Source organism: Agromyces indicus, from assembly GCF_031432295.1.
Lineage (GTDB): Bacteria > Actinomycetota > Actinomycetes > Actinomycetales > Microbacteriaceae > Agromyces > Agromyces indicus.
The window spans coordinates 690,877-710,601 of record NZ_JAVKGS010000003.1; the positions used below are offsets into that span (position 1 = coordinate 690,877).

A 19,725-nucleotide genomic window follows, 5' to 3' on the forward strand; every position below is an offset into this window, starting at 1 on the left:
CGTCAGCGGTCCGACGCGGCGTACTCGACGAGCGCGTCGACGGGCACCGACCCGGCGAGCACGCGGCCGTCGTCGGTGAGGAGCACCGACAGCAGCGAGGTCTGGAGCGCGCGACCGCCGTCGACCGGGGTGGTCAGGGCCTCCAGTGCCGCGGATGCCTCGGCGAGCCCGCCCTCCTCGGCGTCCATCTCGACCACGGTCGCCCAGCCCTCGCCGTGCACGACGGGCCGGTCGCCGTGCGCGTCGGGGGCGACCCCGTCGTCGCCCTCGGCGCGCGCCTCGGCGTCGGCCTGCCACTGCGCCCACTCCTCCGTGGAGGGGATGGGCAGTTCCTGCTCGGTGACGGTGAACCCGTCGGCGGGTTCGAAGGCGAACACCGCAGCGTCGGGCGCGGCGAACGAGACGTCGGTGAACCCGGTCGAGAACGCCGGTTCGCTCGCCCCGCGGGCGGTGACGGATGCCGCGAGCGCCGCACCGTTCTCGCCGTCGATCGCCACGCGGATCTCGCCGACGAGCGTCTCGTCGGTGCGCGGCTCGAGCACGAGCTCGTACGCGTCGCGTCCGGCGACCCGGCCGTCGGTGCCGACGGACACCTCGGTCGTCTCGTCGAGCCGTTCGAGCGCTCGGTCGAGCAGTTGCTGCGGGGTCGGCAGCTCCGCACCCTCCGGAAGCTCCGCCTCGGCCTTCGCCTTCGCCTCGTCGGCCTTCGCTCGCAGGTCGGCCTCGATCCCTTCGAGGTCGGCGTCGGCGGGCACGGTCAGCCGCGTGGCGGTCTGCGTCTCGGAGTCGACGAACCACGCCTCGTCCGGACCGAGGTAGACGTTCCGCTCGGCCATCCGGTCGAGCACCTGCAGCCGCGTCCGGTCGTCGTCGAGGTACACCTTCGCGTCGAAGCTGCCGGTGGCGAGCGCGATGAGCTCCTCGAGCGCAGCGGATGCCGCAGCATCCGTCTCGTCGCTGCCCCCGCTGCCCCCGCTGCCCCCGCCGGTCAGCGCGCCGAGGTCGGGCAGGCCGAGCTCGGAGCGCTGCTCGATCGTGCCCGAGAGCGACTCGACGTCGCTCGCCTCGACGAACTCGAGCAGTTCCTCGACGGTCTTGTCGGGCAGGTCGACGGCGGCGGTCGCCTGCATCGGCACGAGGACGGCGGCGGCGATCGCGATCGGCACGCCGATGGCCGGAACGAGGACGCGGGCGCGGTTCGGCCCGGTGGCGCGTGGGCTCATGCCATCAGGCTACGCCCGCCCGAGGCCGCCGCGGCCGGAGCGCGGTGAACCCACAGGATCCGGTCCGCCATCGGTTGCCGCCGACCTCGGACGGGTCTAGGGTGCGGACCACTGTTGTCACCAGTTCGGGGGGTATGTCTCATGGTCGAGCTCGTCCACCGCAGGACCGCGATCCGCGGTTCCGCCCTCGCCGTCGCGGCGGCCGTCTCGCTGGGCGGCGCGGTCGCCGCCACGCCGGCCACCGCGGCACCCGCAGCCACGGCCGTCGCCGCGGGGCGACCGGCACCGCCATCGCCGGCGACCTCGACGGGGACCGGCGGGGCCGTGTCATCCGTCGACGCCGAGGCCAGCCGCGTCGGGCTCGAGGTGCTGCGCAAGGGCGGCAACGCGGCCGACGCGGCCGTGGCCACCGCGGCGGCGCTCGGCGTGACCGAGCCCTACAGCGCCGGCATCGGCGGCGGCGGGTACTTCGTGCACTTCGACGCCGAGACCGGCGAGGTGACCACGATCGACGGACGGGAGACGGCGCCCGCGGCGATGGCGAGCGACGCGTTCATCGACCCGGCGACCGGGTCGCCCTACCCCTTCGCCTCGGCCGTGTCGTCGGGCCTGTCGGTCGGCGTACCCGGCACGCTCGCGACATGGGAGGCGGCGCTCGACGAGTACGGCACCCGGTCGTTGCGCGACGTGCTGAAGCCCGCGATCCTGCTGGCCACGCGCGGCTTCGAGGTCGACGAGACGTTCCGCCGGCAGACGCTCGACAACGCGGCCCGGTTCGCGCAGTTCCCCGACACGGCCGAGCTGTTCCTGCCCGGCGGCGACGCGCCGGAGGTCGGCTCGACGTTCCGCAACCCCGACCTCGCGACGACGCTGCGGCAGATCTCGCTCCGGGGCACCGAGGTCTTCTACGAGGGACCCATCGCCGACGAGATCGCCGCCGTCGTGCAGGATCCCGTGACGACCGACGGCGCGACCCTCCCGGCGTACCCCGGGTTCATGACGGCCGACGACCTCGCCGAGTACGAGGTGCTCTTCCAGGACCCGACGCACGTCGACTACCGCGGCCTCGACGTCTACGGCATGGCGCCCTCGTCGTCGGGCGGCACCACCGTCGGCGAGACGCTCAACATCCTCGAGAACTTCGACCTGTCGGCGGATGACACGGGGCAGGCGCTGCACCTGTTCCTCGAGGCCACGGCGCACGCCTTCGCCGACCGCAACGCGTACGTCGGCGACCCGGCGTTCGTCGACGTGCCGACCGAGACGCTGCTCAGCCAGGAGTTCGCGGACTCGCGCGCGTGCGCCATCGACCCCGAGCAGGCCGCACCCAAGCCCGTCGCGCCCGGCGACCTCGGGGCGACCGGCTGCGAGGCCGCGGCGGCTGCGGCATCCGTCGACCAGGGCGTCTCGACGACCCACCTGTCGGTCGTCGACCGCCGGGGCAACGCGGTCGCGTACACGCTCACGATCGAGCAGACCGGCGGTTCGGGCATGACCGTGCCGGGGCGCGGGTTCCTGCTCAACAACGAGCTGACCGACTTCAGCTTCGTGCCGAACCCGACCGACCCGAACATCGTCGAGCCGGGCAAGCGCCCGCGTTCGTCGATGTCGCCGACCATCGTGCTCGAGGACGGCGAGGTGCGCTACGTCGTCGGCACGCCCGGCGGGTCGACGATCATCACGACCGTCGCACAGATCCTCGTGAACCGCATCGACCTCGGCATGACCATGCCCGAGGCCGTCGCGGCACCGCGCGCGACGCAGCGAAACACGGCGGCGACGCTCGCGGAGGCCGACTTCATCGCGGCGTACCAGGCGGCGCTCGCGCCCTACGGGCAGCAGCTCACCCTCGTCGGGGCGGCGGGCACGTCAGCCGCAGAGATCGGCGCAGCGGCGGCGATCGAAGTCGACGCCGACGGCCTCATGACCGCGGCCGCCGAGCCCGAGCGTCGCGGCGGCGGGACCGGGCTGGTGCTGAAGCCGGCGCCCTGACCGCGCACGCCCGGCGGGCGCCGCGGTCAGGCGCCCGCCGGGCTCACGCGCCGGCCGGGCTCACGCACCCGCGCGGGCGCGCAGGCGCGGCGCGAGGTCGCGCTCGAACAGCTCGAGGAACCGTCGCTGGTCGTGTCCGGGGGCGTGGAAGACGAGGTGGTTGAAGCCCCAGTCGAGGTACTGCCCGATCTCCTCGACGACCTGGTCGGGGTCGGTGCCGACGATCCAGCGACCGGCGATCTCCTCGATCGGGAGCGCGTCCGCCGCCTGCTCCATCTCGACCGGGTCGGTGATGTCGTGCTTCTGCTCCTTCGACAGCGACAGCGGCGACCAGAACCGGCAGTTCTCGAGCGCGTCGTCCTCGTCCTCCTCGTACGAGAGCTTGATCTCGATCATCCGGTCGATCGCGTCGTAGTCGCGCTTGCCGGCCTCGGCGCCCTCCTTGACGGCGGGGATGAGCTGGTCGACGTAGAGCTCGGCGCCCTTGCCCGACGTGCAGATGAAGCCGTCGCCCGCGCGCCCGGCGTACTTGGCCACGGTCGGGCCGCCCGCGGCGATGTAGACGGGCACCCCGCCCTCGGGCTTGTCGTAGATGGAGGCGTCGTGCGTCGAGTAGTACTCGCCCTCGAAGTTCACGCGCTCGCCGTTCCACAGCGCGCGCATGAGCCGCACCGACTCGCGCAGGCGCGCGAACCGCTCGCGGAACTCCGGCCAGTCCTGCTCGCCCGCGCCGCGGAACCCGGTCGCGATCTCGTTGAGCGCCTCGCCCGTGCCGAAGCCGGCGATGACCCGGTCCGGGTACATGACGCCGAGCGACGCGAACGCCTGCGCGAGCACGGCGGGGTTGTACCGGAACGTCGGCGTCATCACGCTCGTGCCGATCTTCACCGTCGAGGTCCGCTCGCCGACTGCGGCCATCCAGGTGAGCGAGAACGGCGCGTGCCCGCCCGTGTGCCGCCACGGCTGGAAGTGGTCGCTCGTCCACACCGACTCCATGCCGTGCGCCTCGGCGGCGACGGCGATCTCGACGAGCTCGCGCGGGTCGAACTGCTCGGCGCTGGCCTTGTATCCGAGGGTCAGGGTCACGATGCTGCCTTCCTGTCTGCGCGGGCCGGCGTGGCCTGCGGGTCGAACGGATGCCGCGGCGCGGGCGCCCCGGCGAGGTCGGAGAGGGTGCGCACGACCGACGCGGTGCGCAGGCGGGTGCCGAGCGCGACGGCCTCGGCGAGCTCGTCGGCCGTGTCGACGTCGCGGCGGAGGCCAGGTGCGACGGCCCCCGGATGCTCGGCGACGAGGTCGACGAATCCGGCGGCGGCGTGCCGGGCGGCGGAGTCGGCGCCGAAGTGGGCGACGAGCGGTTCCCCGGCGCGGGCGGTCGCGAGGGTCGTGCCGGTGCCCTCGGCGTCGGGCACGAAGGCGAGCGGATGCCGCACCGCGAGCTCGAGCGCCGCATCCAGGTCGCGGCTGCGCATCGCCGGCAGGTCGCCCAGCAGCACGGCGACGCCACCGTCGGCGCGGGCGACGGCCACACCGTGCGCGATGGCGGCGGACAGGCCGCGCGGCCCCACCTCCGGGACCACGTCGACGCCGGCGGTCTCGCGCAGGGCGAGCTCGATCGCGGGCTCGTCGGACACCACGACGACACGCGTCACGCGCTCGGCGGCGGCGGCCGCGTCGACCGTGTCGAGCGCGAACGCGCGGGCGAGCGCCGCGCGCTGCGCCGGCGAGAGCTCGGGCGCGAGCCGGGTCTTCGCCCCGCTCAGCGACTTCACGGGCACGACGACGGTCCAGCCCGCGGCATCCGCTCGCCCCATGCCGGTCACGCGCGCAGCCCCGGGAGCACGTCGCGACCGAACACCTCGAGGAACTCGGCCTGGTTGCGGCCGACGTTGTGCAGGTAGATGCGGTCGAAGCCGAGGTCGAGGTGCCGCTGGATGTGTGCCCGGTGCAGGTCTGGGTCGGCCGACACGAGCATGCGACCCTCGAAGTCCTCGGGTCGCACCGTGCGGGCGAGCTGCTCGAACTCGAAGGGCGAGCGGATGTCGCTGCGCGAGAAGCGCATGCCGCCGATCGGCCACTCGGTCAGCGCGTTCCGCATCGCCTCCTCGTCGGTCGGCGCCCACGACACGTGCAACTGCAGCACACGGGGCAGGGTGCTCGCGTCGCGTCCGGACTCGCGGGCCCCCTCGGCGAAGCGCGCGACGAGGGCCGCCAGCCGGTCGTACGGCGCGCCCGTCGTGATGAGCCCGTCGGCGACCTTGCCCGCACGGCGGGCGGTGACCGGCCCGGCCGTCGCGACGAGGATGGGCGGGGCAACCTCGGGCATCGTCCAGAGCCGGGTCGTCTCGAGCCGGAAGTGCGGCCCGTGGTGCCGGACCTCGCGGCCCGCGATCGACGCGGTGAAGAGCTTGCGGATCACCTCGACGGCCTCGAACATGCGCGCGATGCGCTCGTGCGCCTCGGGCCAGTACTCGCCGACGACGTGCTCGTTGAGCGCCTCACCCGACCCGATGCCGAGCCAGTGCCGGCCGGGGTACATCGACGCGAGGGTCGCGCTCGCCTGGGCGACGACCGCCGGGTGCGTGCGGAAGGTCGGCGTCGTCACGCCCGGGCCGAAGTCGCCGGTCGTGCGCGCGCCCACCGCACCGAGCACGCTCCACACGTGTCCCGACTGCCCCTGCTGCGGCAGCCACGGCTGGAAGTGGTCGGTCGCCATGACGCCGCTGAAGCCGTGCCGCTCCGCGAGCTCGGCGTACGCGATCACCTCGGACGGAGCGAACTGCTCGAGCATCGCGGCGTAGCCGATTCGGACTGGCACCCCTCCATCCTGCCCCGACTGCGAGGCGGGGACACCCGATCGGCGGGATCCGCTCAGGCGCCGCGCAGCGGCCCCTCGGCCTGCGCCTCGTCGAACCCGGCCCGGTAGCCCTCGTCGTACGCCTCGTCGGCACCCTGCCGGAACAGGTCGCGTTCGGCGGGCCGCACGATCGTGCGGGCGCCCGGCAGGTCGAGGTCGCCGACGAGGCGTCCCAGTCCGCGCACGACCGCGACGGGGACGCCGGCGGCCTTGCCCTTGACGAGCTCGGCCGCGCCCGCGAGCTCGTCGGCGACGCACGGCATCGTGACGGCGAGCGGCTTGCCCGTGGCATCCGTCTGCCCTCGGAGGTCGTCGAAGACGTGCACGCCGGCCGCGCCGATCGCGATGTCGGTCTGGCCCTCGCGCCACGCCCGGCCGAGCGTGTCGGACAGCAGCACGCCGACGCGGGCGCCGGTGAGGGCACGGATGCCGGTGGCGAGCGAGCGAGCGGACGCGTCGGGGTCGACCGGCAGCAGCAGCACCGTGCCCTCGGGGGCGTTCGACGCGTCGACCCCCGCGGCTGCGCCCACGACGCCCAGGCGGTTCTCGACGATGCGAGTGACGGAGTCGCCCGTGCGGCGGGTCGCCACGACGCGCACGGTCTCGTCGGTGATCGCCTGCTCGCGGTCGTCGGCGCGCACCACCCGGCCCTCGGCCTTCGAGACGATCTTGGACGTGACGACGAGGATGTCGCCGTCGGCGAGCGGCGCGGGCAGCGCCTCGACGATGAGCGCCGCGAGGTCATCGCCCTCCGTGATCTCGGGCAGCCCCTCGACGCCTTCGATGCTGTACCGCACGTGCATCCCTCCCGTCGGCCCTCCCCACATCTTGGCAGCAGGCGGCGGGCGCTGTCAGACTGCGCACGAGGCGCTCCGCCGGCGAGCGCCGCGGGAGGTGGGCCAGTGGTCGAGACGACCCCGCCCGGGCGACGCCCGGTGATCGTGTGGGACCTCGTGCTGACGATCGTGCTGCTGGTGCTGCTGGCCGGCGGCGGCCTGCTCCTCGGGTTCTTCGCGTTCCTGCTGCTCGCGTTCGGCGGCGACTCCTGCGGCGCATCGTCGACGTGCGACTACGACGTGATGACCACGGGCGCGTTCACCGCGGTCGGCGGCGTCATCCTCGTGGGGTTCCTCGCGCTCGTCGGATCGATCGTGCTGCTCGTGCTGCGCCGCATCGCGTTCTGGGTGCCGCTCGTCGGCCTCGTGCTCATGATCGCGGCCTTCTGGATCGGCGCGTCGATCAGCTCGTCGGGCGTGCGCCCCATCTCCGGCTGACGCGGCGAGCACAAGGGCCTGTGCCGAGCGGATGCCGCGGCAGTAGCATCCGCTGCATGACGAGTGAGTTCGGGGCCGACGGGCTGACGCAGCAGGGCGATCCACGGGAGCTGCGCAACGAGACGCCCGGGCAGCGCCTCGACCGGAAGTGGAACGACATCCTGCAGGAGCTGCGCGTCGTGATGACGGGCACCCAGCTGATCACGGGCTTCCTGCTCGCGGTCGCCTTCCAGCCCAAGTTCGCCGACCTGCAGCGGCACGAGGTCACGCTCTACCTCGTGCTCGTGGTGCTCGCCACGACGGCGACCATGCTCGGGCTCGCGCCCGTGATCCTGCATCGGGAGCTCAGCGGCCAGAAGCAGAAGGAACGCGTCGTCCGCATCGCCAACGTGCTGCTGCTCGGGCTGCTCGTCGTGGTCTCGCTCGTCGCCGCGGGCGTCGCGATGCTCATCTTCGACGTGGCCGTGAACCAGCAGGCCGGCTGGGTCGCCGGTGGCGTGTCCCTCGTGCTGCTGCTGATCTTCTGGATCGTGGTGCCGCGCATCGGCAAGCGCGAACCCAGGCAGCGCTGACGCGCCGCCCGCTCACGCTCGCGACGATCGCCGCCGTCCCCCGTTCGGGGACTCTGGCGCCCGAACTCGCGCCACCCCTAGCATTGGCTGGCGGTCCGCCCGGATCGCCCTCAACCCTGACCCGAACGGACCCTCCATGGCCCCTGCGCCCATGGCCGGGATGCGTCGCGCCGCCGTGCTCGTCGCCGCCCTGGCCCTCCTCGGAACCGGCATCGCGCCGGCCCACGCCGATGAGACCGCCGACCTGACCGCTCCTCCCCTCGTCGATGCGGCGTCCGCCGACTCGACCGCCGACGACTCGTCGACGATGCCCGAGGGCCTCCGCGCCAAGGTGGCCGCGGATTCGCCGCTCGCGTTCCTCGAGTCCTCCCCGACCGCAGGCGAGGCCGGTCTCCGGGCGGCCCAGGCCACGACCACCGAGGCGAACGGCACCGCGAGCATCAGCGGCGTCCTGACGTACTGGTCGGCCGGGGTCGGCGGGTATCCGCTCAGCACGGGCGCGATCGACGCGCACCGGTACGACGCCGGGATCGACGACTACGAGTTCGTCGCGACCGCGACGACCGCTGCCAACGGCGCATACACCCTGAGCGGCCTTCCCGCCGGGGAGTACCTGCTCCTCGCCTACGACACCGCCGAGACGCCGAAGGGCCTGCCCGAGTTCTACCTCGACGCCCAGGTGGTCGCATGGGCCGAGCACGTCATCGTCGCTGACGGCGAGGCGCGCACCGGCATCAACGAGGAGCTCGAGCCGCTCCTCAAGGACCGCATCGCGGGAGCCGACCGCTACGCCACCTCCGTCGCCGCCTCGCAGTCCGCGTTCGACGAGGGCGTGGCGTGCGTCTGGATCGCGAACGGCCTCGCGTTCCCCGACGCCCTGAGCGCCGGGCCGGCCGCCGCGCACTGCGGTGGGCCGCTCCTGCTCGTGCCCGGCACCGGGATCCCGACGGTCGTGCTCGACGAGCTGAAGCGCCTGAAGCCGGCGAAGATCTACGTCGCCGGAGGCACCGGCGCCGTGTCGGCGAACGTGGAGAAGACGCTGCGCACGCTCGCCCCGAGCTTCCAGCGCTATGCGGGCACCGACCGCTACGACACCTCCCGCAAGATCGTCGCGGGCGCCTTCGGAACCTCCGACGCCGTCTGGGTGGCCTCGGGCCTGAACTTCCCCGACGCGCTCTCGGCGAGCGGCGCCGCTGCGGCCGCCGACATCCCCGTGCTGATCCTGCCCGGCACCGCGACCTCGCTGGACGCCGCGTCGCGGACGGCCATCACGAACCTCGGCGCGGCCTCCGTCGGCATCGCGGGCGGCACCGGTGCCGTCTCGAAGGGGATCGAGTCGGGCATCTGGTCGATCGCCTCCGTGGAGTGGCTCGAGCGCTTCGGCGGAGCCACCCGCTACGCGACCGCGGACGCCATCGCGACCGCCGTCTGGGACGGGAGCTGGGCGGTCTACGCGTTCCTCGCGAGCGGATCGAACTTCCCCGACGCGCTCGCGGCCGCGCCGTTGGCCGGCTGGGTCGGCGCGCCGCTGTTCATCACGCCCGACACGTGCACCACCGCAGACACCCGGGGCCTGATCGAATACCTGGGCGTCTACGAGGCGTTCGTCATGGGCTACTACCAGCCGCTGTACTACGGCAACTGGCAGCCGTTCCGGGCCTGCTGACCGAGCCGGTCCGCACCTGATCGCGGCGGGCGCGCCTCCACGGGGAGGCGCGCCCGTCGCCGTTCCCGCCGGTACGGGCCGTCGCCGCGCGACCCTAGGCTGGAACCCATGCGCATCGCCACCTGGAACGTCAACTCGATCCGCACCCGCTACGGCCGCGTCGTCGACTGGATGGTGCGGGAGGACGTGGACGTGCTCGCGATGCAGGAGATCAAGTGCACGCGCGAGCAGTTCCCGCACGAGGCGTTCGAGGCGGCCGGGTACGAGCTCGCGATCCACGGCCTGAACCAGTGGAACGGCGTCGCGATCGCGAGCCGCCGACCCATCGACGACGTCGCGATCGAGTTCCCCGGCATGCCGGGCTTCCTGAAGGGGCAGGAGGGCCCCGACCTGCCGAAGGAGGCGCGCGCGATCGGCGCCACGGTCGACGGGGTCCGCGTCTGGAGCCTGTACGTGCCGAACGGCCGGTCGCTCGGCGACCCGCACTACGTCTACAAGCTCGACTGGCTCGCCGCACTCGCCGAGCACACCCGGGCCGAGACCGCGGCGCATCCCGAGCGCCCGTTCGCGCTCATGGGCGACTTCAACATCGCGCCGACCGACGACGACAACGGCGACCCGGTCGTCGTCGAGGGCCTGACCACCCACGTGTCGCCGGCCGAGCGGGCCGCGTTCGCGGCGCTCGAGCAGGCCGGGGTGGTCGACGTCGTCCGGCCCATCGTGCCGACGGGCTACACGTACTGGGACTACAAGCAGCTCAAGTTCCCGCGCAACGAGGGCATGCGCATCGACTTCATCCTCGGTTCCCGCGCGTTCGCGGATGCGGTGACGGATGCCTCGATCCACCGCAACGAGCGCAAGGGCGACGCCCCCAGCGACCACGTGCCCGTGCTCGTCGACCTCGACCTCGCCGAGGAGGACGAGGACATTCCGATGATTTTCGGGTGAACGCAACCCCGTAGCGCTCCCAGCCAGCGGGGCTACCCTTCCTGTTGATGGACTCCCCCACCGAACACCTCCCCGAGCCGGTGCCGTCGGCCGCAGTGCCGCCGACTGGCGGCGCGGCTGACCCGCTGCTGGACGCGGTGCTCGGCGAGCGCTATCGCATCGACGGGCTGATCGGACGCGGCGGCATGGCTGCCGTGTACCGTGCCGACGACCTCGCCCTGGGGCGACGCGTCGCAGTGAAGGTCTTCTCGCCGTCGACGGAGGGCATCGACGATGCGGAACGACGCAAGTCGGAGACGGCGCTGCTCGCGAGCCTGACCCATCCGTCGCTGGTGACGCTGTACGACGCAGCGAAGGATTCCGGTACGCACCGGGAGTTCCTCGTCATGGAACTGGTCGAGGGCCGTGACCTCCGCGAAGTGCTGCGATCGGGACCGGTGGCGCGCCCGGACGTCGCACGGATGCTGGCCGACCTCGCCGAGGGACTGCATGTCATCCATTCCCGGGGCATCGTGCACCGCGACGTCAAGCCGGCGAACGTGCTCCTCGCCCCCGCGCACCTGCCCACACGACGATGGAACGCGAAGCTCGCCGACTTCGGCATCGCCCGACTGCTCGACGAGTCGCGCCTCACGGCGACGGGGCGCATCATCGGCACGCCGGGCTACCTGAGCCCCGAGCAGGTGCGCGGCGAGACCCTCAGCAGCGCGGCTGACATCTATGCGCTCGGCCTGGTCATGCTGGAGGCGCTCACGGGCGTCCAGGCGTTCCCGGGACCGGCGCTCGAGTCGGCCAGCGCGCGGCTCGTGCGCGATCCCGAGATTCCCTCCACCCTCGGCCCGGACTGGGTGGATCTGCTGGGCGCGATGACCGCGCGAGCGGCCGCGGACCGCCCTACCGCACTGGATGTCGCGCTCGCGGCGCAGACGCTGGACCTCGCTACCCACGCCGACCCCGGTCCCGGAGGCGACTCGGACGGGCCCGCGACCGTCGTTCAGACGGCGTTGACGCACCCACCGGGAACGCTCGGCGACACGCACGTCCTGCCCGCGACGCGCGTCGGCTCCAACCCTCAGCCGTCCGCCACGGATGTCCAGGGCTCGTCCGCCACGGCGGCCTCGCACGATGACGATGCGACGGCCGCGACGCGCGTGCTCGTCCGGCCCGATGCGCCGTTGGAGGAGAGGACCACCGAGGACCGACCGCACTCGTCCGTGCGCGAACGGTGGGAGCAGCGACCGGCCTGGTTCGTGCCGGTCGCGGCCGTCGCGGCCGTCCTGCTCCTGCTCGCCGTGCTGATCCCCACCCTGCTCGGCGGCCTGGCGTCCGACGCCGAACCCACCCCGCCCGCCACGCCGCTGCCGAGTGTGCCCGGCGAGCTGGGCGAGCACCTGAGGCAACTCGAGGAGGCGGTCACGCCATGAGCATGAAGATCCGTTCGGCGCTGGCCGCGGCATCCGTCGCCGTCGTCGTCGGACTCGGCGGTTGCGCCGCCGAGGGCCCCGACCTGAGCGCCGGGCAGGCCGAGGCGTTCCGCAACCAGGTCGTCACCATCGCCGACACCTCGTCGCGCGGCGAGTATGCGAACGCGCTGGCCGCGCTCGAGTCGCTCGAGGTCGAACTCGAGCAGGCCGCGGCCGCCGGCGAGCTCGACGCGGACCGCGAGCAGCGCATCCGCGACGCGATCGCGCTCGTGCGCGCCGACCTCGAGGCCGCGATCGCGGCGATCCCCCCGGAGCCCGCGCCCGAGCCCGCACCGGCCGACCCGGCGCCGGGCGGCGGCGACGACGATGACGGCGATGACGACGATGACGACGGGGACTCCGGCCCCGGCAAGAGCGATGAGGGCAAGAACAAGGGCAAGGGCAAGAACAAGGACTGACCGGGTGGGTCAGCCGCGGCCGCGGAACTCCTCCATGGACCGGTAGACGCCGAAGCCGTCGCCGACCACGCGATCGAACACCCGGGTGGGCAGCAGCCCGCGCAGCGCCCGCGAGAGCCGCACGCTCCGCGGCAGTTCCACGAGGGGTCGCCCGTCGAGCATGGCCCGCCACACCCGGTCGACCACGTACTCCGGTTCGAGGATCGGCGCGAGCAGGGGCCCGCGGGCGCCGTGGAACATGCCGGTCGAGATGTACGACGGCGTGACGGTCGTCACGGTGATGTGCCGGTGCCCCGCCTGCTGCAGTTCGAGGCGAAGCGAGTCGCTCCACCCGTTGAGGGCGGCCTTGGAGGCGGCGTACACGGCCATGCGGGGGTTCGCGAGCGTGCCCGCGGCGCTGCCGATGTTGACGATGCGCGCGGGCCGGTCCGAGCGGATCATGCCGGGCAGGAACTCGTGCGTCACGTACATGGGCGCGAGCGCGTTGACGAGCATCGTGGGGCGCACGTCGTCGCCCGCGTGGCTCTCCCAGAAGTAGCGGTTACCGCGGACGATGCCGGCGTTGTTGACGAGCACGTCCGGGTCGCCCACCTCGCGGCGCACCTTGTGGGCGGCCTTCGCGATCGCCCCGAGCTCCGACACGTCGACCGCGTACGAGCGGACCTGCGTGCGACCCCGAGCCGCCGCGCCGAGCTCATCGGCGGTGCGCGCGAGCCCCTGCGCATCGCGATCCCAGAGCACGACGGATGCCGCCCCCTCGGCGACCGCTCGCTGGGCGTACATGCGGCCCATGCCGCCCGCCGCCCCGGTGATCAGGATGTGCGCGCCCCGCGCGGTTCTCGACATGCGGACCATTCTCGCAAGGCGCCGCGCGACCCGATCGCCGTCGGCGGCCGCGGTCAGCGCATGGCGCGGTAGCGTGCCCGCTCGGCCGGGTCCAGGTGCTCGGTCGCGTACGACAGCATGGTGCGCGGCATCCGCGGGGCGTTCGCGTCGAGGAAGTCGGTGAGCGTCTCGCGGCCCACCCGGCGGCCGGACTCGCATCCAGCCGGTGGCCTTGTGGATGAGGTCGTGCGGGTCGTCGAGCAGGCGCTCCGCCAGCCGCAGGGTGGGCGCCGCGTCGCCGTGCTTGAGGAATGCGAACGTCGACATGATGGCGACGCGCCGCTCCCACAGGTCGCCGCTGGCGGCGAGTTCGTCGAGCAGGGCGAGGTCGAGCCCGGCGCGAGCCGCGGCATCCATCGCACCGGGATCGCGCACGAACTCGCCGAGGATGCGGTCGGCCGACACGTCGACGAGGTCCCAGTTGTCGACCCGGCCCGCGCGCACGGCGGCCAGATGGAACCGGGCGAGGCCGGCGCGTTCGCCGTCGTCCCGCGTGCGGGCGGCGCTCGCCCGATCGAACCGGGCGACGAGGATCACGAGGGCGCACAGCCGGTGCTCGTGCTCGGGGTCGGCGAGCAGCTCGCCGACGCCGTCGAGCGGCAGCGTCGCGAACCGCTTGGCCACGGCGCGCGTGGCCGGCACGGTGACGCCGATGAAGCGGTCGCCCTCGCCGTACTCCCCCGGTCCGGTCTTGAAGAAGCGGGCGGATGACGCGGCGCGGGCCGGGTCGGCGGCCTCGGCGAGCGCGGCGCGCACGTCGTCGGCGGTGGGCGCCGTGGCATCCGTCGGCGTGGTCATGCCCGCATGCTAGCCGTGGGCACCGAGCGGACCTTCCGCGTGACGCTTCTGGCGGGCAGGATCGGAGGCATGAGCGAACCGCGGGTGAGCCTGGTGCCGATGTCCGATGCGCAGGTGGCGGCGTGGCTGCCGGTCGCGATGGCGCACTACGAGCAGGCGCGGATCGAGGCGGGCGACACCCCCGGGCAGGCGGCCGCCGCGCGGCGGGCGTCGGAGGAGCGGTTCTTCCCGGGTGGTCGTCGCGTCGAGGGCCAGCTGCTGCACACGGTGCGGCTCGGCGACGAGGAGGCCGGGTGGCTGTGGATCGGTCCGTGGGGTGACGAGGGCACCGTGTGGTGGGTGTGGGACCTCATGGTGCACGAGCCGTTCCGGCGGCGGGGTGTGGCGCGGCGCGCGATGATCGCCGGCGAGGAGGTCGCCCGTGCGCACGGTGCGACGTCGCTCATGCTCAACGTCTTCGCCTACAACGAGGGTGCGATCGCGCTGTACCGCACGCTCGGGTTCCTGCCGGCGTCGATTCACATGGCGAAGCGCCTCTGACGAGCGGATGCCGCGGGCCGGCGCCCGGCATCCGTCGGTCTCGGTACGCTCCGGCTTCGCCGGTGCCACTCGACCACCGGCGGCGCGCGTGTGACGCCGTGTTGCGGCTGAGGTTACGCCGTGCTTCGGGCCCGCCTGACGCGGGCGGAGCGGCTGGGTAGCGTCGAGCGGACCGTACCCGTCCCTGACCCATCGGAGTCCGCATGTCGACCATCGCCCCCGCCGCGCCGGCCGCCGTCGCCGCGCGCGAGACGGCCGCGCCGGTCGCGTTCCGCGGGCTGGGGCGCGCGTTCGCGGCGCCCGACGGCGGCGAGCGCGAGGTGCTCCGCGGCATCGACCTCGAGGTGGCGGCGGGTGAGATCGTCGCGATCCTGGGGCCGAGCGGATGCGGCAAATCCACCCTGCTGCGGATCGCCGGTGGCCTCGATCGCCCCACGTCGGGTGAGGTGGCCATCGGCGAGGCGCCGGTCACGCCGTACGACGTGCGGTGCGCGGTCGGCTTCCAGGAGCCGCGGCTGCTGCCGTGGCGGAGCATCGAGCGGAACGTCGCGTTGGGCCTGCCGCGCGGCGGCGACCGTCGCGAGGGGCGCGAGCACGTCGCGCGCCTGCTCGAGCTCGTGGGGCTCGCGGACTTCGCCGGGCACCGCCCGCACGAGGTGTCCGGCGGGATGGCGCAGCGGGCGTCGCTCGCCCGCGCGCTGGCCCGCAACCCCGAGGTGCTCCTGCTCGACGAGCCGTTCGGCGCGCTCGACGCGCTCACGCGCCTGAAGATGCAGGACCTCCTGCTCGACGTGCACCGCGCCGAACCGACCACCGTGCTGCTCGTCACGCACGACGTCGACGAGGCGCTGCAGCTCGCCGACCGCATCGTGCTGCTCGGCACCGACGGGGAGACGCCGGGTGCCGGCATCCGGCAGACCGTCGTCGTGCCCGGCCACCGGCCGCGCGACCGCGGATCGGCCGAGTTGGCGGAGCTCCGCGGGCGACTGCTCGACGGACTCGGCATCGACCGGCACGGCACCGCCCGCGGCATCCAGGCCACCACGACCATCCCCCACTACCCGTACTGACCCGCTGCGGCACCCGACACAGCACCCGGGGCGCCGCAGCGAACCGAACCCGCACCGAAGGAGTCCCATGTCCCGCACCACCGTCCTCCGCACCGCGCTCGTCGCGGGCGCCGCCGCCTCCGCCCTGCTGCTCTCGGGCTGCGTGGCCGGCGAGAACCAGGCCGCCGAGCCCGCCGCCGCGGCCGACTCGGCGTCGGTCGAGGGCCAGACCCTCAACATCGACTTCGCCACGTACAACCCGCTGAGCCTCATCATCAAGGAGCAGGGCTGGCTCGAGGACGAGGGCCTCGAGGTCACCTGGGTGCAGTCGGCCGGGTCGAACAAGGCCAACGAGGCGCTGCGCGCCGGCGCGATCGACGTCGGCTCGACGGCCGGCTCGGCGGCGCTGCTCGCGCGCTCGAACGGCTCCCCCATCAAGGTCATCGACATCTACTCGCAGCCCGAATGGGCGGCGATCGTCACCGGCCCCGGCAGCGAGCTGGAGTCGGTCGAGGAGCTCGCGGGCAAGACCGTCGCCGCGACGAAGGGCACCGACCCCTACTTCTTCCTCCTGCAGTCGCTCGAGGAGGCCGGACTCTCGGCCGACGACGTCACCGTCGAGAACCTGCAGCACGCCGACGGCTGGGCCGCCCTGCAGAACGGGTCGGTCGACGCGTGGGCGGGTCTCGACCCGATCATGGCCGGCGCCGAGGAGGCGGGCGCGAGCCTGATCTACCGCAACGTCGACTTCAACAGCTACGGCTTCCTCAACGCGACCGAGTCGTTCATCGAGGAGAAGCCCGAGGTCGCGCAGCTCGTCGTCGACGCGTACGAGCGGGCCCGCGAGTGGGCCGAGGAGAACCCGGAGGAGACCGCGGAGATCCTCGCCGAGGTCGCCGGCCTCGACCTCGCGGTGGCCACCAAGGTCATCGAGGAGCGCGCGAACCTCGACATCGACAACGTGCCGGGCGACGCCCAGGTGTCGGTGCTCGAGAAGATCGGCCCGGTGTTCGTCGAGCTCGGCGACGTCGCGTCGCAGCAGCAAGTCGACGAGGCCCTCGAGACCCTCATCCACGACGAGTTCGCGACGAACGCCGACCCGGCGCGATTCGCCAAGTAACCCCTCCGGGAGCACACCATGACGACGGATGCCGCGAGCCGCACCATCGCTCGATCCACGCCGCGCCCCGCGGCATCCGTCGCCGTGCCCGCCGGCGCACCTCGCGAGCGGCGCCCCCTGACGGGCCGACGCTGGTTCGTGGTCGTCGGCGGCGCGCTGCTGCCGATCGCCCTGCTCGCCACGTGGCAGGTGGTCTCGACGACGGGCCTCGTGCCGGTGTCGATGCTGCCGTCGCCCGCGATGGTGTGGCAGGCGGCCGTCGACCTCGCCGAGCGAGGCCTGCTCGGCCAGTACGTCGCGATCTCGACGCAGCGCGTGTTCCTCGGCTTCGCGTTCGGCGCGGCTCTGGGGCTTCTCGTCGGCGCGATCGTCGGGCTGTCGCGGCTCGGCGACATCCTCCTCGCCCCCACCCTCGGCGCACTGCGCGCCGTGCCGTCGCTCGCGTGGGTGCCGCTGCTGATCCTGTGGTTCAAGATCGGCGAGGAGTCGAAGATCATCCTCATCGCGATCGGCGCGTTCTTCCCCGTCTACACGATCGTCTCGGCCGCGCTCCGGCACGTCGACCGGCGCCTGCTCGAGGCCGGGCGGGCGTTCGGCCTGCGCGGCGTTCCGCTGTTCGCCACGGTGCAGCTGCCGGCCGTCGTGCCATCCGTCATCTCGGCCCTGCGCCTCGCGCTCGCGCAGGCGTGGCTGTTCCTCGTCGCCGCGGAGCTCATCGCGTCGTCGATGGGCCTCGGCTTCCTGCTCCTCGACTCGGGACAGAACGGTCGCATCGACCGGATCTTCCTCGCGATCATCCTGCTCGCCGTGCTCGGCAAGCTCACCGACTCGATCGTCGGACTGTTCGAACGGTGGGCGATCCGCCGCTGGGCGTGAGCCAGCGCGCGAGCCCCGCACGCCGCTTCACGGCGTCTCGCATGGGGCACCCTGGCCGGGCAGGTTCGCGGGCGGGTCATCTGCGAACGGCAGCCGCCATCCCGCATGGGTTGTGAGTCGCCGACGGCACGCGCACGCTGCGAGGATGAACGAGTTGCTCATCGGATACGCCCGCGTATCGACACAGGACCAGGACCTCACGGTGCAGCGCGAGGCACTTCAACGTCTCGGGGTGACGGCCGAGCGCATCTACACCGATCAGGGCCTGACGGGGACCAATCGCGAACGCCCGGGCCTCCGACAGGCCATGGCAGCTTGTCGCGACGGGGACACGTTCGTCGTGACGAAGCTCGACCGGCTGGCACGATCTCTCCGCGATGCGCGGGACATCGTCGACGAGCTGACGGCGAAGAACGTCCGACTCAACCTCGGCGGATCCATCCATGATCCGAACGACCCGGTCGGTCGATTGCTCTTCAACGTGCTGGCGATGGTCGCCGAGTTCGAATCCGACCTCATCCGTGCCCGCACGCGGGAGGGCATGCAGGTCGCACGCGCCAAGGGGCGGCTGCGCGGACGGGCACCGAAACTGTCGCCGGCGCAGCAGGGGCTGCTCGTGCAGATCCATCGGGACGGCACGCACACGAGCGCCGAGCTGAGCGCCATCTTCAACGTGTCGCGAGCCACGGTGTACCGCACGATCCAGCGAAACGCGGGAGGCGATTGAGGGACGGGACGATCCCCTGGCACTCGACCGGGCAGAGGGGCGCGCTGCTTGCGGGCGAGATATTCCTGTGCGCCATGGGCGCAGCGTTCGGACGCGATGGTCCCGACCCGTATTAGCGATTGCTGGCCGCGGCGCACCCGCAGAAACCGTCTACACCGCAAATCCGCGTTGATTAGCGGACCGTCTAGCGGGCGGTCGGCGGGATGCTGACGGTCAGCCCGGAAGCGTGATGTCCGCCTCCATCGGGCCGCCGCACTCAGGAGTGCCGCCCACTTGAACCCAATCGACTTCGACCGATCCTTCCGCGACCATCGTGCGGGAGTCGTCGATGATTCGATACAGCAGGGTGGGGTAGGCGCCGACGAGCTGGGCGGTCCATCCAGTCGCGCTATCGCCGGTCAGGTCGTCCACGCCGGTTTCCTCGACGACCTGGAGCGGCTGGTCTCCGGTGCGGCGGAACTCGACGGGCGTCTTGGTGGAGTCGGGTTCGGAACTATCCTCGCGGCTGAGCTCGAGAAGGAGGCCAGAGCGTGGCTCCGAAAGCGTGAGACGTGCCGTGTTCGAATACGCCACGGCCGGGCAGTCGACGTCGTCATCTTCGCCGAGTGGAGCGCATGCCGTCAGTGCGACCGCGGTGACCGCGAGAACGGGAAGGAGCCGGTATCCGCGCACGATCGGAGACTACGTCGGCGGAACGCGCGTAAACCCCGATCGTTATGGATATGGTGCCGCCGCTCCGTTCCGGTCCCGGCGGAACTCGTCGAGCCGGTTGCCGTTATTCGATCGTGAGCACGAACCCCGCAGCCAGTGCGATAGCGTCCGGGCATGAACAAAGGCCCGTTCAACGCAGTCCTTTGCATCACGGCAGCCGCAGCGCTCACCGCAGGCCTGACAGCATGCTCCGTCGGCGCGTTGCCGCGCCAAGCGTCGCCGACCCCTGATCCGCCATCGAGGGACCTGACGCTTGATGTCGGCGTCATCATCCACTCGGACGGAACCACCGAGCATCCCGATCGTGACGTGATGCTGGACGTCGACGTCATCCTCCCGGCCACGTACTAGGAGCATGGGCTCCCACGGGTTGCAACGGCTGCGAGCGTACTCCGCGTCACGACGCCCACGTGCACCGGTCGAACCGCGCTCGGCGCACTCATCACGGGCGGCCTAGCCGGCGCCGTCGTGACACGCGTGCTCACCGGTCTCCTGGGAGGCGATGGTGTCCAATGCGGGATCGTCCGAGTACGGAGGTCTCGACCTAAGTACCGCGTTTTGCGGGTGAACGGCTCTGCGCGCCGCCCGCGTCGAGCTCGCCCATT

General features: G+C 72.6%; 20 protein-coding genes. 13 read left to right on the top strand and 7 right to left on the bottom strand.

Annotated features, from left to right (window positions below):
• Window positions 1–2: 2 nt before the first annotated feature.
• Complete coding sequence (locus tag RH861_RS13220) at window positions 3–1,223, bottom strand: LolA family protein (protein ID WP_310521356.1); 1,221 nt, start codon at window positions 1,221–1,223, stop codon at window positions 3–5.
• 141 nt (window positions 1,224–1,364) lie between these two features.
• Here RH861_RS13220 and ggt point away from each other — a divergent pair, with 141 nt between their 5' ends.
• Complete coding sequence (ggt, locus tag RH861_RS13225; RefSeq protein ID WP_310521357.1) at window positions 1,365–3,215, top strand: gamma-glutamyltransferase; 1,851 nt, start codon at window positions 1,365–1,367, stop codon at window positions 3,213–3,215.
• Window positions 3,216–3,275: 60 nt separating this feature from the next.
• Here ggt and fgd read toward each other — a convergent pair whose 3' ends face one another.
• Genes fgd through RH861_RS13245 form a run of 4 tightly spaced genes read right to left on the bottom strand, consistent with a single transcriptional unit; the run spans window position 3,276 to window position 6,875 of the window.
• On the bottom strand, window positions 3,276–4,301 hold the full coding sequence (gene fgd, locus RH861_RS13230; protein WP_310521358.1) for a glucose-6-phosphate dehydrogenase (coenzyme-F420): 1,026 nt from the start codon (window positions 4,299–4,301) through the stop codon (window positions 3,276–3,278).
• Complete coding sequence (gene cofC, locus RH861_RS13235) at window positions 4,298–5,029, bottom strand: 2-phospho-L-lactate guanylyltransferase (RefSeq protein ID WP_310521392.1); 732 nt, start codon at window positions 5,027–5,029, stop codon at window positions 4,298–4,300. Before cofC ends, fgd begins: the two co-directional genes overlap by 4 nt.
• A gap of 5 nt (window positions 5,030–5,034) precedes the next feature.
• Window positions 5,035–6,033, bottom strand: coding sequence for a TIGR03557 family F420-dependent LLM class oxidoreductase (locus tag RH861_RS13240; RefSeq protein WP_310521359.1), 999 nt, complete (start codon window positions 6,031–6,033; stop codon window positions 5,035–5,037).
• Window positions 6,034–6,086: 53 nt separating this feature from the next.
• Window positions 6,087–6,875, bottom strand: coding sequence for a coenzyme F420-0:L-glutamate ligase (locus RH861_RS13245; RefSeq protein ID WP_374760982.1), 789 nt, complete (start codon window positions 6,873–6,875; stop codon window positions 6,087–6,089).
• 99 nt (window positions 6,876–6,974) lie between these two features.
• Between RH861_RS13245 and RH861_RS13250 the strand changes: the two genes are divergently transcribed.
• The 6 genes from RH861_RS13250 (at window position 6,975) to RH861_RS13275 (ending at window position 12,414) form a co-directional block, all read left to right on the top strand.
• Window positions 6,975–7,346 carry a hypothetical protein gene (locus tag RH861_RS13250; RefSeq protein ID WP_310521361.1) on the top strand — a complete coding sequence of 124 codons (372 nt, stop codon included), beginning with the start codon at window positions 6,975–6,977 and terminating at the stop codon, window positions 7,344–7,346.
• 56 nt (window positions 7,347–7,402) lie between these two features.
• A complete protein-coding gene (locus RH861_RS13255; protein ID WP_310521362.1) occupies window positions 7,403–7,918 on the top strand; it encodes a DUF6328 family protein in 516 nt (171 codons plus the stop codon).
• A 136-nt stretch (window positions 7,919–8,054) separates the two neighbouring features.
• The gene (locus RH861_RS13260) at window positions 8,055–9,584 is read left to right on the top strand and encodes a cell wall-binding repeat-containing protein (RefSeq protein WP_310521363.1); all 1,530 of its coding nucleotides are present in this window, start codon (window positions 8,055–8,057) and stop codon (window positions 9,582–9,584) included.
• Window positions 9,585–9,692: 108 nt separating this feature from the next.
• Window positions 9,693–10,532 (top strand): exodeoxyribonuclease III, encoded by an 840-nt coding sequence (locus RH861_RS13265; RefSeq protein ID WP_310521364.1) that lies wholly within the window; start codon window positions 9,693–9,695, stop codon window positions 10,530–10,532.
• Window positions 10,533–10,579: 47 nt separating this feature from the next.
• Entirely contained in the window at window positions 10,580–11,956 is a 1,377-nt protein-coding gene (locus RH861_RS13270) for a serine/threonine-protein kinase (protein ID WP_310521365.1), read from the top strand.
• Window positions 11,953–12,414, top strand: coding sequence for a hypothetical protein (locus RH861_RS13275; protein WP_310521366.1), 462 nt, complete (start codon window positions 11,953–11,955; stop codon window positions 12,412–12,414). The genes RH861_RS13270 and RH861_RS13275 overlap by 4 nt, the downstream gene beginning before the upstream one ends.
• Window positions 12,415–12,423: 9 nt before the next feature.
• On the opposite strand, the gene RH861_RS13280 is transcribed toward RH861_RS13275, so the two are convergent.
• A complete protein-coding gene (locus RH861_RS13280; protein WP_310521367.1) occupies window positions 12,424–14,097 on the bottom strand; it encodes an SDR family NAD(P)-dependent oxidoreductase in 1,674 nt (557 codons plus the stop codon).
• Window positions 14,098–14,166: 69 nt separating this feature from the next.
• Between RH861_RS13280 and RH861_RS13285 the strand changes: the two genes are divergently transcribed.
• From RH861_RS13285 to RH861_RS13305, 5 genes are all read left to right on the top strand, one after another.
• Entirely contained in the window at window positions 14,167–14,637 is a 471-nt protein-coding gene (locus RH861_RS13285; protein ID WP_310521368.1) for a GNAT family N-acetyltransferase, read from the top strand.
• A 203-nt stretch (window positions 14,638–14,840) separates the two neighbouring features.
• Entirely contained in the window at window positions 14,841–15,707 is an 867-nt protein-coding gene (locus RH861_RS13290) for an ABC transporter ATP-binding protein (RefSeq protein WP_310521369.1), read from the top strand.
• Between the two features lie 67 nt (window positions 15,708–15,774).
• Window positions 15,775–16,806, top strand: coding sequence for an aliphatic sulfonate ABC transporter substrate-binding protein (locus tag RH861_RS13295; RefSeq protein WP_310521370.1), 1,032 nt, complete (start codon window positions 15,775–15,777; stop codon window positions 16,804–16,806).
• An 18-nt stretch (window positions 16,807–16,824) separates the two neighbouring features.
• Window positions 16,825–17,682: an ABC transporter permease gene (locus RH861_RS13300; RefSeq protein WP_248599034.1), complete on the top strand. Its 858-nt coding sequence runs from the start codon at window positions 16,825–16,827 to the stop codon at window positions 17,680–17,682.
• Between the two features lie 145 nt (window positions 17,683–17,827).
• Window positions 17,828–18,409: a recombinase family protein gene (locus RH861_RS13305; RefSeq protein WP_310521371.1), complete on the top strand. Its 582-nt coding sequence runs from the start codon at window positions 17,828–17,830 to the stop codon at window positions 18,407–18,409.
• A 213-nt stretch (window positions 18,410–18,622) separates the two neighbouring features.
• Here the strand turns inward: RH861_RS13305 and RH861_RS13310 are convergent, their stop codons facing one another.
• Window positions 18,623–19,081 (bottom strand): hypothetical protein, encoded by a 459-nt coding sequence (locus RH861_RS13310; protein WP_310521372.1) that lies wholly within the window; start codon window positions 19,079–19,081, stop codon window positions 18,623–18,625.
• A 153-nt stretch (window positions 19,082–19,234) separates the two neighbouring features.
• Between RH861_RS13310 and RH861_RS13315 the strand changes: the two genes are divergently transcribed.
• Window positions 19,235–19,471 (top strand): hypothetical protein, encoded by a 237-nt coding sequence (locus RH861_RS13315; protein WP_310521373.1) that lies wholly within the window; start codon window positions 19,235–19,237, stop codon window positions 19,469–19,471.
• Window positions 19,472–19,725 lie beyond the last annotated feature (254 nt).

Coding starts and splice junctions, on each gene's coding strand:
- RH861_RS13220 (WP_310521356.1), bottom strand. CDS start 1,223: ATGAGCCCACGCGCCACCGGGCCGAACCGCGCCCGCGTCCTCGTTCCG.
- cofC (WP_310521392.1), bottom strand. CDS start 5,029: ATGGGGCGAGCGGATGCCGCGGGCTGGACCGTCGTCGTGCCCGTGAAG.
- RH861_RS13245 (WP_374760982.1), bottom strand. CDS start 6,875: ATGCACGTGCGGTACAGCATCGAAGGCGTCGAGGGGCTGCCCGAGATC.
- RH861_RS13285 (WP_310521368.1), top strand. CDS start 14,167: ATGAGCGAACCGCGGGTGAGCCTGGTGCCGATGTCCGATGCGCAGGTG.
- RH861_RS13300 (WP_248599034.1), top strand. CDS start 16,825: ATGACGACGGATGCCGCGAGCCGCACCATCGCTCGATCCACGCCGCGC.
- RH861_RS13315 (WP_310521373.1), top strand. CDS start 19,235: ATGAACAAAGGCCCGTTCAACGCAGTCCTTTGCATCACGGCAGCCGCA.
- RH861_RS13275 (WP_310521366.1), top strand. CDS start 11,953: ATGAGCATGAAGATCCGTTCGGCGCTGGCCGCGGCATCCGTCGCCGTC.
- RH861_RS13305 (WP_310521371.1), top strand. CDS start 17,828: ATGAACGAGTTGCTCATCGGATACGCCCGCGTATCGACACAGGACCAG.
- RH861_RS13265 (WP_310521364.1), top strand. CDS start 9,693: ATGCGCATCGCCACCTGGAACGTCAACTCGATCCGCACCCGCTACGGC.
- RH861_RS13280 (WP_310521367.1), bottom strand. CDS start 14,097: ATGACCACGCCGACGGATGCCACGGCGCCCACCGCCGACGACGTGCGC.
- RH861_RS13290 (WP_310521369.1), top strand. CDS start 14,841: ATGTCGACCATCGCCCCCGCCGCGCCGGCCGCCGTCGCCGCGCGCGAG.
- RH861_RS13255 (WP_310521362.1), top strand. CDS start 7,403: ATGACGAGTGAGTTCGGGGCCGACGGGCTGACGCAGCAGGGCGATCCA.
- ggt (WP_310521357.1), top strand. CDS start 1,365: ATGGTCGAGCTCGTCCACCGCAGGACCGCGATCCGCGGTTCCGCCCTC.
- RH861_RS13270 (WP_310521365.1), top strand. CDS start 10,580: ATGGACTCCCCCACCGAACACCTCCCCGAGCCGGTGCCGTCGGCCGCA.
- RH861_RS13295 (WP_310521370.1), top strand. CDS start 15,775: ATGTCCCGCACCACCGTCCTCCGCACCGCGCTCGTCGCGGGCGCCGCC.
- RH861_RS13260 (WP_310521363.1), top strand. CDS start 8,055: ATGGCCCCTGCGCCCATGGCCGGGATGCGTCGCGCCGCCGTGCTCGTC.